The sequence below is a fragment of the Nostoc sp. CHAB 5715 genome, from assembly GCF_020829685.1.
Lineage (GTDB): Bacteria > Cyanobacteriota > Cyanobacteriia > Cyanobacteriales > Nostocaceae > Nostoc.
This window is the reverse complement of sequence record NZ_JAIVFR010000085.1, coordinates 1-11986: the sequence shown is the minus strand read 5'-3', so window position 1 is coordinate 11986 and position 11986 is coordinate 1. Positions and strand designations below refer to the sequence as shown.

Annotated in this window: 10 protein-coding genes; 3 read left to right on the top strand and 7 right to left on the bottom strand. The window is 43.2% G+C overall.

Annotation, left to right across the window (positions count from 1 at the left end; translation table 11 throughout):
• Positions 1 to 127 precede the first annotated feature (127 nt).
• From LC574_RS07105 to LC574_RS07090, 4 genes are all read right to left on the bottom strand, one after another.
• On the bottom strand, positions 128 to 754 hold the full coding sequence (locus LC574_RS07105; RefSeq protein ID WP_229452359.1) for a PAS domain S-box protein: 627 nt from the start codon (positions 752 to 754) through the stop codon (positions 128 to 130).
• A gap of 177 nt (positions 755 to 931) precedes the next feature.
• A complete protein-coding gene (locus LC574_RS07100; protein WP_229452358.1) occupies positions 932 to 3760 on the bottom strand; it encodes a family 10 glycosylhydrolase in 2829 nt (942 codons plus the stop codon).
• A gap of 97 nt (positions 3761 to 3857) precedes the next feature.
• Complete coding sequence (locus LC574_RS07095; RefSeq protein WP_229452360.1) at positions 3858 to 5198, bottom strand: TIGR03279 family radical SAM protein; 1341 nt, start codon at positions 5196 to 5198, stop codon at positions 3858 to 3860.
• A gap of 146 nt (positions 5199 to 5344) precedes the next feature.
• Entirely contained in the window at positions 5345 to 6304 is a 960-nt protein-coding gene (locus tag LC574_RS07090) for an undecaprenyl-diphosphate phosphatase (RefSeq protein ID WP_229452357.1), read from the bottom strand.
• Between the two features lie 412 nt (positions 6305 to 6716).
• On the opposite strand from LC574_RS07090, the gene LC574_RS07085 reads away from it, so the two are divergent.
• A complete protein-coding gene (locus LC574_RS07085; protein WP_229452356.1) occupies positions 6717 to 7502 on the top strand; it encodes a DUF3120 domain-containing protein in 786 nt (261 codons plus the stop codon).
• Positions 7503 to 8013: 511 nt separating this feature from the next.
• Positions 8014 to 8442: a photosystem II complex extrinsic protein PsbU gene (gene psbU / locus LC574_RS07080; protein ID WP_229452355.1), complete on the top strand. Its 429-nt coding sequence runs from the start codon at positions 8014 to 8016 to the stop codon at positions 8440 to 8442.
• Positions 8443 to 8487: 45 nt separating this feature from the next.
• On the opposite strand, the gene LC574_RS07075 is transcribed toward psbU, so the two are convergent.
• Positions 8488 to 8700, bottom strand: coding sequence for a hypothetical protein (locus LC574_RS07075; protein ID WP_229452354.1), 213 nt, complete (start codon positions 8698 to 8700; stop codon positions 8488 to 8490).
• Between LC574_RS07075 and nadB the strand changes: the two genes are divergently transcribed.
• Positions 8674 to 10350, top strand: a complete 1677-nt coding sequence (gene nadB, locus LC574_RS07070) for an L-aspartate oxidase (protein WP_229452353.1) — start codon at positions 8674 to 8676, stop codon at positions 10348 to 10350. The two genes, LC574_RS07075 and nadB, sit on opposite strands and share 27 nt — an antisense overlap.
• Before the next feature lie 546 nt (positions 10351 to 10896).
• Here the strand turns inward: nadB and LC574_RS07065 are convergent.
• Positions 10897 to 11046 carry a hypothetical protein gene (locus LC574_RS07065; RefSeq protein WP_229452352.1) on the bottom strand — a complete coding sequence of 50 codons (150 nt, stop codon included), beginning with the start codon at positions 11044 to 11046 and terminating at the stop codon, positions 10897 to 10899.
• 742 nt (positions 11047 to 11788) lie between these two features.
• A partial coding sequence (locus tag LC574_RS07060; RefSeq protein ID WP_229452351.1) for a diguanylate cyclase occupies positions 11789 to 11986 on the bottom strand: 198 nt, incomplete at its 5' end.

Here is an 11986-nt window from a genome sequence, read left to right as displayed (position 1 = left end):
ATATTTGATTTTTGAAATTATCTACGTGGGCGGGGAGTGGGGAGTAGGGAGTAGGGAGTAGGGAATAAGGAATTAGGCTTTTCGATCTGTACCGAGCTTTTTCATAAATCAAATATTAGTCCTATATCTACTTTTTTAAAACTTTCATTCCTAATCCAATGCCTAGTATATTGTTAATATTAATGGTGCGAGAAAAGGATTCCAACAACGAATGGAGTTCGCTAGCCCAAAAGCTAGTTCCTTTGAGCATTTCCCGCACTTGATAGCTCCTGATAGCGACAACATTTTCCCTAATAAATGTACTACCAAAATCTGCATAACTCTTGCAGGTGTAAATTACTCCTGGGCTGGAGGAAAGTAAATATTGCAGATGTTGTTGGTTGAGAAGTAGCGTCCACCATATTTTCCAATATGGACGCTCAACTACATCTTGTGGCTGTAGTTCCCCCAAGTGGAGTGCTGTTTGGTTAACTTCTAGCACGATACCCTCTGTTATCAGCAACCCAATAAATTGGAAGGAACTGTTGAAGATGGGGCGAAATCGTCTTTCACTCTCACGAAATAATACTTCTGCCTGTACACAGGAGGTAATATCCACAGAAATTTCAATGAGGCGAGCAGGTTCGCCTGTCGTATCTTTAGGTACTATAGCGCGTACTAGTAACCATTTGTACTTGAGTAGTTGGCTCTCAACGAGAATATGATGTTCTACCTCAAAAGAACTAATACTAGTGTTACCTCTAGTTTCAAACAAGTAGTAATATTTAGGTTATAAACACTACAAAAAGTGTGTTAAGAATTACAAAGTAGCTGATATCTAGCTAGTTGGAAATTGGGTATTGGGAAAGAGGAGGTAGAAGGCAGGAGGCAGAAGTTCTTTAATTTTGAATTGATTTTTCCCTCATCCTCCCCTGCTCCCCCTGCCTTTTCACTAAGGACGCAACTGCAAACGCCGTTCGGCGTAACGTAATAGCCTTTCTATAGTTACAAGCCGATTTTCCCAAACTTTGACTTGATAGGAATTTGACTTAAGCTCTTGTCTCATCAATACCCGAAATTGAGACTGGAACCGAGTTAGAGAGGCTCTCGCCACTAGTAACTTGCTAGGATTCGGCGAAGCGGCAAGCTGATTTAAAGCACTGCGTAGAACTTCTGCCTGGTTGTTAAAATCTGATATTGTCTGAGCCGGTCTTCGTAGTTGGTCATTTTGGAAAACAAATTTCCATTCCCGTTGCAGCGCGGTGTAACGAATGGCGGCAGTTTGAAAAGGCTGGCGGTGAGGAATGGGTTCACTTGTTGTAGATTGAATCCTACCTTGGGTGCTACTAAAGAGTTTTTCTAGATCGTTGTTAAAATTCTCTGCGGCAAAGAGTGCATAACCACTAACTGGCAAGTCCCTTACCAACTGGAGTTGATCGAATGTCCCAATTGTTGGTAAAGAAAGTAAGCGAATTCCCGGTACTAACAAGGTAGATCCCAATTGTTTAGAGGCAATCCAGGGTTGGGCCAGTCGTTGGAAGCGAGAAGTATCCAGAGCATAAGTCATGGGAATAATTAAATCTATATCTCCCCGCCTTGCCCAAGTTTCCCAGTTTTGTTGAATTTTCTGAATCCGCTCTAGTTCTGGCAAAGGAAATACTGCAACCGATAAAATCAAATTCGGTCGCTTTTGTCGCAACTGCTGTGATAATTGGGCAACAAAGCTATCAACTTGCTGGGTGCGAAATGTCGTCCACTTTTGCCACAAGTCTGGTTGACTAGGGGAAATATTTACCGGATCTACACCAGTAAGTTGCTGAAATTGCGCTCTTGCAGCTTTGCCATAGCCGTAGGTTCGACCTGCTGATGGGTCTTGGAAAGGGTAGCGAATGTAGTCTAGCTGTAGACCATCGACGTTATAGCGAGTGACAATTTCCTCATACAGCTTGAGTAAATACTCGCGCACTTGGGGGTTAGCTGGATCGAAGAATGGCTTAGTTTGACCAACGGGAATCATGTTGCCAAGATTATCGTAGTTTGCCCAATCGGGATGAGCCGCCAGCACTGGCCCTGGATAATCAGGATTAAGGTTGAGAATTTCATTATGACGTTGGTTACCAGCAGCAAAAGTCCAAACCCAAGCGTGTAATTCCATGTCTCGCTCATGGGCTAATTTCACCGCATCTGCTAGTGGGTTCCACCCACGAATTAACGGGTTTTGCTCTTTTGCCACTTGGCTCGGATAAATAGTGTAGCCAGCATTAACAGTTTCAAAAAAGACAGTATTAATCCCAGCTTGAGCTAGGCGATCAAAAATCTGGGCTAGTCCCGCCTTGCTACCAGCACGAACAATCGTCCCGCGATCTAACCAAACTGCCCGAATTTCTGGTTGAGCTACTCTTTGATCAACAGGAAACTGCTGCCACAAAGTCGTTTTAGCTTTTAGCCACTGCTGACGAGCTAGAGCATAGTTTTTTTGGGCAATCAATAGGGGGAAGTTTTTGGCAATTACCTTTACCTGTGCCAAGGCTTGCTCTTTACTCATGCCTAGCGCCCCCAGTTTAGTTGAGGCTAATTGCGTGGGTTGCTCCTTGAGAGATTGGGAGGTGTAGGTGTGCAGATGCATAGAGGACTGCTTATCTTCAGATGTAACTTCACCAACATTAGCCGCATCGGCTGACACTGCTAAATTAGCGCTTTCCACCCGACCGATCAGATTTTCTAGCTCTTGCTGGAGAGCGATCGCTTGGTTGTTGTCAATCGGTTCATTGGAGTTGGGTGCAACATCCAGACGCACCGCTTGTTCTAATTGGTCAATAGCCTCTTGGGAACTTGGGGGTTTGACTATAGGAAGCGGTTTAGGTATGGGAGCAGTGGCAATTTTAGGAGGAGGGGATGACGGAGATGAGGGAGATGAGGGGGATGAGGGGGATGAGGGAGTTTGAATTTTGAATTTTGAATTTTGAATTGTTTCCCCCTGCACCCTCGGCGCAGTCGCCACTGTTGTCGAGCAGTTTGGGGAACCTCCTTCTACTTTTTTCATGCGATTCGATGGCGGTGGCGCTGTCAAATAGTGATTGAGAGCGGCTTTTAACCAGGCATTATCTAACCCAGCAGCTGTTGCTGTGTCTGTTCCCCAGCGCCAGCCCAAAAAGGTGGAACGCTCAGTTGTCACTACTGCGGCTGGATTATCTTTGGAATTCCAAACAGCAGGAGATTCACTGCCCATATCATTAGGAATCACAACGCCGCCGCGCACTTTGCCAAAGAGTTCAGTTTGATTTGCCCATTCTGGAATATTGGTTTTTGTGGGTTTAATCTGTTCTGTGTCACTGAGGCTGAATCCCCAGTAACCTCCCAAAAGCGATCGCAATAGCTGACGCACTCCCGGCGCTGACAGACTACCTACAGGGCCACTGGCAATCAAACGCCCTCCCTTACTCATCCATTCTTCGAGAGCGATCGCTTGGGTTGGCGTTAATGTCTCGACATTTGGCAAAAATAATACCCGGCGATCGCCCCAATCTGCCCCACTCCTTACATCAGCTAGGGGAATTACACAATATTTCACCCCTATTGTCTGTAAGCGGTCAGTTATCCCTCTCCACTGATTTGCATTTTCTTGACCATACACTACGCTCAATACAGGTTCTTCAGTCGCCGCCGTTACTGGCAAAATATTAAAACTATTTAAAGTTAAAAAGTTAAAACTTAAAATGAAGAATCCGGCTTTTTTTATTTGTGATTTTGCCTTTTTATGATATCTTTCCTGATTCTTCACTCCTGACTCCTCAATGGATTAACTATTAGATACTACTTCTTATTTATCATCTAGCATAACAATAAATTACCTCCGAAGAATAACTTATTTTTGATAACTAAACTTGAGCAAAATTTAAAATGCATGTTTGGATTAAATCTTCAACTCCTGCTACAGGAAAAATCTTTGTATTTAGTTTGTCAGCTAATTCCTCAATACTCATATCATCTAAGAACACTGATTCACCATTTTTTAACATTACATTTGGTAGTAAAATACCATCACCTAAATCTTGCCCTTTTAGATTTAAAAGCAAATCATGACCAGTTAGTAATCCGGTTACACTGATAGTTTGTCCCCAATAATCACTATATAAAGCACACATATTTACTTCTAAACCTTCAACAAAATTTAAGCGTTTCAAAATGGGTTGAAATGCTTTTTCTACGGCGTTGCCTACTATCCAAGTGAACTTTCTTTGAGGATATACTTTTGGCGGTAGTAATTCTGCTGCAACGGTGGCAAATTGCTTGATAAATAATTGAATCGAACCAACTCCGTTATCAATTTGGGGATATTCTTCATATTCAGATTCGCTGGGTAATTCCTCACCTGCAATCAAAAACCACTCATCGGCTAACCAAACAACGCTAGAACCGAGTTTTTGGCGAAATTGCCGCGAGAGAATTTGCACTTGGAAAATCACTTCTTTTGCTTTTTCCCTAGTTACAGGTATGAGTTCGTCTTCTGGAGGCCGAAATCGTGTCAATCCAACTGGCACAACTGCCACTGATGCAACCGTAGGCACTTCACCAGTATGAAAGGACGCTAAATCTTTGAGAGTTTGTTCCAGATGTTTGCCATCATTTATACCAGGGCAAACAACTACTTGAGCATGAATTTGTAGTCGCCTTTCTTGAAACCACTTGAGTTGTTGCAAGATTTGCCCCGCACGCGGATTTTTCAGCAGTCTAATTCTTACTTCAGCCTCGGTAGCATGAACAGAAACATACAACGGAGACAAGCGCATTTGCTCAATCCGTTGCCATTCTCTTTCTGGCAAATTGGTTAGGGTAAGATAAGAGCCGTACAAAAAGCTCAGACGGTAATCATCATCTTTTAAATACAAGCTGGTGCGTTTACCTGGTGGCTGTTGATCGATAAAGCAAAATGGACAGCGATTGTTGCACTGAATTAAGCCATCAAATAGGGCAGTTTCAAATTCTAGCCCTAAGTCTTGATCGTAATCTTTTTCGATTTCCAGGCTATGAGTTTTACCAGCCGCGTCTAAAACTTCTAGTTCCAAAACTTCATCAGCACACAAAAACTGATAATCAATTAAATCACGGGGACGTGTACCATTGATAGCAACGATCGCATCCCCGGCTTCAAAGCCAATTTCTGCGGCTATGGAATCAGCTAATACTTTGGTAATTCGGGCAGGATGAATGGTAGACATAGGGGATGGGGCATTGGGGATGGGGCATGGGGCATTAATCATTAGTAACTGACAAAGGACTAATGACTAATGACTAATGACTAATGACTAATGACTAATGACTAATGACTAATGACTAATGACTAATGACTAATGACTAATGACTATTAACTATTCTGCAAAAATCTTGCCGCGATCGCACTCAAGATTGCTACCCCAAATGCCAGCCGATACCAAATAAATACCCAAGTGCTTTGGGTTTTGAGGAAGCGTAGCAATCCAGCGATCGCTATGTATGAAAAGATTGCGGCAGAAATCACTCCTACGACTATGGGAACTATTGCTGCACTGGTTAATCCTGCTGCGATCACATCTTTTAACTCGACTAACCCTGCTAGCGTAATGGCGGGAATACCCAGCAAAAAAGAAAATCTCGCAGCCGTTTCTCGTTTTAATCCCATAAATAGCCCTGATGTTAGGGTGGAACCCGAACGAGAAACACCAGGAATTAATGCCAAAGCTTGGGCTAAACCCATCAAAACCCCATCTTGCATTGTCAGGTGTTCAAAGTCGCGTTGTCGGTTGCCTAGTTTTTCTGCTAACCCCAGCAACAGCGACATGACTATGGAGGCAATTGCGATCGCTCCTAAACTTCTAATGGGTGAATTATCAAAGTCTGGGATAAATTTCTTAATCAAAAGTCCACAGAAGATGATTGGCAGTGTTCCTAAAATAATTCCTAAGAACAAGCGAAAGTCATAGTCATCGTAATCTTTGTGAGCGATCGCTTTGAGCGCTCCCCTGAAAATTCGTCTCAAATCCCCCCAAAAGTACCACAGTACGGCTGCTATACTACCGAGTTGAATAATAGCGGTAAAAGCTACTCCCGGATCGCCCCACCCAAGAGCCACAGGCACGACTTTTAAATGCGCTGTGCTACTAATCGGCAAGAATTCGGTCATTCCTTGCACAAAGCCTAAAACAATCGCCTGCAAAATATTCATCTGTTGCACCCCATTTTCCCCTACAGGTTGGGCGCCCAGAACTTTGAGATCAAATACAACCACCGAAAAAGTTACAGATGCTGCACTTAATACCCCGAACCATTGACGTTTTGATAGAGTCATCAGTTTACCAGCGATCGCTGTCATTTCAACTATTTACACAAACAACTGCCTGGGGAACTTACCAGGATGAGAGTTGAAAAAAAACATCGGTTTTTCGTTCATCCCCACAAAGGCGCGTCACTAATTTACCAAACAAGAGGAGGGGGAGGCAGGGGAGCAGGGGGTAGGGGGAGAACCCCTGCCCCTTTTCTTCCAATACCTTTCGGTTAAGGGGGAAAGGGGAAAGAAAAACCTTTAACCCAAACCCAGTAACCTTTTCCCAAAACCCAATTCCAAGTTAGAAATGCTTAACCGAACAGTATTGCCTTTTCTTCTTGTTCTCCTTCTTTGGTAAACTAAAAATGCCATAGGGGGGGATTTTTAAATGTGATATCTTAAGTAAGATAAAGTTTAGTAACAAATATTAAAAACTTTGCTTAATAATACATTGTTCTCCTACACCAGTTCTACCTCCTCTATTGATACCGAATTGCCTTCAACTAAAGCTGCACAGAGGAGCATCAACGAATTAGAGTCAATACTCTCCTCATCTGCCACTTTTCCCCTCCCCCTCGCTATCTCTTCCCAACAAACTTGGTTAGTGTTTGGGGCGGCGGTATTTTTGGTAACAGTACCAGTATTTGTAGAAGCGCCAATAGTGCGATCGCTACCAAGTCTAAGTTTAGCGCTGACAGCATTTTGGGTGTGGCTAAGTTTTACCTTAATGTCACGTCCTGCAACTTATATATGGGGAGATTTGCTCTTAGGATTTAGCTGGAGTTGGTTAGCAGGAGCGATTTACTGGGGCTGGTTACGTTGGGAACCTGCATGGCATCTGCCAGTAGAGTCTATAGGATTACCCTTTGCTTGCTGGTGTTTGGCGAAGAATTGGGGCAAGGTAGGTAACTGGTTTTATTTAGGTTCTTTACTAGGTACAGTGTTAACAGACGTATATTTTTATATAGTAAAATTGATGCCCTACTGGCGGCAAATTATGATAGTAGATGCAGATGTAGCACCGCAAATATTACAAAATGCTCTGATACAAGTACAAGCGCCTTGGGGACAAAGTTGGGCCATATTTCTGGCCTTAGTCCTCTTGACAATGGGAATTTTGCCTTTAGTTCAAAAGGAAAGACACTGGTATGCCTTTAGTGGCGCAGTTTTAAGCACGATTTTGGTAGACAGCCTATTTTTGTTAGCTGCGATCGCAGCGTGAATATTAAAAAATTGTGTAATATCAAAACCGAAACTTTTTCCAGATCAGTCTACGGTAGATCAAGAATGATGCTGTAGATGATTAATAGGTTAAGAAATATTACATAAGAGTCCATCACTATCAACTCATCTTGCTAGGTTTTTCGGTATTAGATATCTGACGGTTTCGTGTCTGCTTGGGAGGTAGAATCATCCACCCCGAAAAGATTTTGGCTAGCTAGGAATGCTACTAAGATCATGGATACAAGGCTATTGCAGCTATGCAGGCACTCTTAGCATGATGAAAATTTTTGGCAAAAGTATAGTCAAACCCTGTAACGGCAAATATTGTGGATATTAATACGCTGTATATTAGTTTCTGATGACTGCTGTGTTGATTAAGCTATCAGGTTTTGTCCTTTGTCCTTTGTCCTTTGTCCTTGACACTCTCACGAATGACTAATGACTAATGACTAATGACTGCTGTTAGCTTAAAACTTTTATTTCTGTTTGATGGAAAGAGGTAGAAAATCGTGAAAGGATTGGTGCGTTTATTAACAGTGTTTAGTTTGTTACTTAGTTGCTGGGGATGGTTGGGAACAACTCAGATAGCCCAAGCTGCTAGTTTCAACAGTTTTGCATTGCCTCAAGTCCCAATTCTGGCAATTGAGCGGCAGAATCGGGCAGATGCGAAGCTAAGAACGGAATTTGGTAAAAAAATTGATTTGAATAATACCAACGTCCGAGCTTTTCAACAGTATCCAGGGCTTTATCCCACCTTAGCTAAGAAAATTATCACAAATGCTCCCTACAAAAATGTAGAGGATGTATTGGATCTTCCAGGATTGAGCGATCGCCAGAAACAAACCCTGCAAGCGAACTTAGATAAGTTCACCGTGACAGAACTAGAACCTGCCTTCAACGAAGGAGACGATCGCTTTAACAACGGCATTTACAAATAACTGCACGTTGCAGTTAATGTAGCAAATAGCAGCCCACTCCTAATTCTAAGGAGTGGGATATTCTATTACAGATGGAAAGGATGAGGAAGATGAGGAAGATGAGGGGGATGAGGGAGATGAGAGAGACAAAGTAGATTTTTCTACCTCATCTTTATCTTTCCCTACTCCCCCTACTCCCTCATCTCCCCCTGCTCCCCCTGCCCCCTGCCCCCTGCCCCCTCCCCCATTACCTTGTCTCAGATAGATATTCCTAGCCAATTTGATGTCTTAGTAGTCGGCGCTGGTGCTGCTGGACTATACACAGCGCTGTGTCTACCAGATTCCTTGCGAGTCGGCTTGATTACCAAAGAAACTGTTGCTTTATCCGCCAGTGATTGGGCGCAAGGCGGTATTGCCGCAGCAGTTGCCCCGGAAGATTCTCCCACGCTGCACATTGAAGATACGATCCGGGCAGGTGCAGGTTTGTGCGATCGCACCGCCGTAGAATTTCTCGCCCAACTTGCACCTAACTGCATTCAATCTCTAGTTAACTTGGGAGTTGCTTTTGACCGTCATGGTCAAGCCTTAGCTTTAACTTTAGAAGCTGCCCATTCTCGCAACCGTGTTCTCCACGCAGCTGACACCACAGGCAGGGAAGTTACCACCACCCTCGCAACCCAAGTATTACGTCGCCAGAATATTCAAGTCATTCAGCAAGCTTTGGCTTTGAGTTTGTGGATTGAACCCGAAAATGGTCGCTGTCAGGGAATAAGCCTGTTTTATCAAGGTGAAATCAGATGGGTAAGGGCTGGTGCTGTAGTATTGGCAACTGGAGGTGGCGGTCAGGTATTTGCCCAAACTACTAACCCAGCGGTGAGTACGGGTGATGGAGTAGCGATCGCATATCGGGCTGGCGCCATCCTGCGCGATTTGGAATTTGTGCAATTTCACCCCACAGCCCTGACTAAACCTGGTGCCGATCGCTTTCTCATTAGCGAAGCTGTACGCGGCGAAGGCGCACACCTTGTCGATAACGAAGGGCGGCGTTTTGCCTTTGACTACCACCCTGCGGGTGAACTCGCACCCAGAGATGTGGTCAGTAGAGCAATTTTCAGCCATTTACAACGTACCGCCGTTGATTTAGCTACTGCCCATGTGTGGTTGGATATGCGCCCCATACCTGCCGACAAGATTCGTCACCGCTTTCCCAACATCATCAAAGTTTGTCAGCATTGGGGAGTTGATGTCTTCCATGAACCAATTCCTGTGGCCCCTGCTGCCCATTACTGGATGGGTGGCATTGTCGCGGATCTGATGAATCGCACGAATATTCGTGGTTTATACGCGGTGGGTGAAACTGCTAGTACCGGGGTGCATGGGGCAAATCGCCTTGCCAGTAATTCCCTGCTAGAATGTATTGTGTTTGGGGCCCAGATGGCCGAAATAGAGTTGGAAAATATTGGGCTGCCGTCAGAAACACCAGTACTACCATTACAGAAATTTAGTGCTGATGCTAGTGAGTGGTATATTCAGCAAGCACAGCTAGAAGCACTCAGAGAGAAGTTACCACGTCTAGTGTGGGAAAGTGCTGGTATTTGTCGAGAGCAATCAAGGTTGGAAACTGCGATCGCTACTATTGAATCTTGGCAGCAAGATTTCGCTATCCTGCCTTTAAGTCAATTCTTGCTTGCTTTACGTCCCGCAGAACCAGCTAGTTTTGACATCCCAGATGTTGAACGGCAATTAAGACTTTGGGCAGAAACCCGCAATTTATTAGATGTCGCTGATTTAATTCTCAAAAGTGCTGCTTTTAGAACCGAAAGCCGAGGTGGACACTACCGTTTAGATTATCCTCAGCCAGATCCGAATTGGCAAGTTCACGCACTTGTACAAACACATCATTGGTGGAAATCTCGACTATTATCTTGATTAAAGTTTCCCGAACAAGCTTCTAGTAAAAGCTTTTAATCCCTTCTCATGTAGCCGCAGCGCTTGGACGGCTGATGCTCTTAGGTCGTTATCACTAGCTGGTGAAAGGGGAAATTTCAGTTCACCAAACAGGGAGTAGGGAGTGGGGGAGAGGGAGTAGGGGGAACAGAGAGATCCCCTACTCCTTTTAGGGTCGCAAGCCCCCGGATTTATCCGTGGATCCGATAGATTATTTGGGTGGAGGCCTCCGAAGGGCGACACCCAAAACGTCGATATCAAATCCCCTACTTTTAAGTATGGGGTTCCCTACTCCCTACTCCCTACTCCCTACTCCCTCGTTAATTGAGTGGCAGTAGCTCTTAGCCTATAACTTAATCACAATGGCTTCACGCATGGGGTCAATCTAAAATCCAAAATTGCTATTAGGGACTTCCAGAAAATAAATTATCCAATTTACTTAGATAATATTTTTCTTTCTCCCCCAGCTAAGTGCTCCCTGCCCCGCTGCCTACACCGCGATAGGATATTTTTTTAGTTGGAAGTCCCTTAGCGGGTGCCGCTACCATGCTGACTGTCGGGGCCACCATAATTTGGTGGGATATACATGTCTTTTAAATTTTGAGAATTGACTTTGCGGCCAATTAAGGTGTTACTGCTAGTAGCGCCAAAAGCGTTAGCGCTTGCAGTACTGAACATATCTGTACAAGATGCAATTTTCGGTATTAGGATATAAGCACCTATAGAGAATATTATAAGTTTTTTGATTCGGAAGTTAGTCTTCATAGCTTTCAGTAAATTTACTATTTTCTTATTTAAAAAACGTTTTTTTATTTATACCGTATATTTACTAGCTTTTTTGAAAAAATAACTTTATTAAATTAATTCAATATTGTTGAAGGTGTACAAGTAATTATGAGAAACTTTTATAAATTAAGCTTTATCTGCTGTTATTTAATAGTTTATCTACTTAAGTGATATTCTTAATGTGTTATTTTTACATCAGTCCAAAGTTAGATATGTTAATTAATTACTGTAAGCGTTTTGTCTAAACCAGTATATATTAATAATATCTTAATACTTCTAAGTATAAACACTACGTTTATTGGCTAAGAATTCAGAAAAATTTTAAGTAATACTTAGTTTAGTGTATATTTAAAATCTAATTATAGTAAAGATATTTGAAGAAGAATTCAGCTATTCTGAATCCAGGAGCGGAGCCGGAGACGCTCCGCCTCCGGTCAGAATCAATCAGTTGGGGATTCAGACCCGCCACTGAATTGTTGCACCACCAAATCTACGATTTGGTGGGGGTCTTAAACCCATTTATTCATCCGCCACTCGTACAGAATTCATACTGAATTCTGACGACTGACGCATGTATTCTGTTTAGATAAAGTTAGAGTAATGTAATTACTCTGGAGACTTGACTATTGACTAATTAAGCAAATTCGTAGCGATTTTTACCCAGGTGCTTGGCACGATACATTGCTGCATCTGCTTGTTTCATTAAAGTTTCACTGTCTTGACTGTTGTATGGGTAGACACTAATGCCAATACTAGCAGAGACTCGGATTGCATAGCCGTCCAAGACAACTGGCTTGCTAATACTAGTTAAAAGTTTGTCGGCGATTGTACC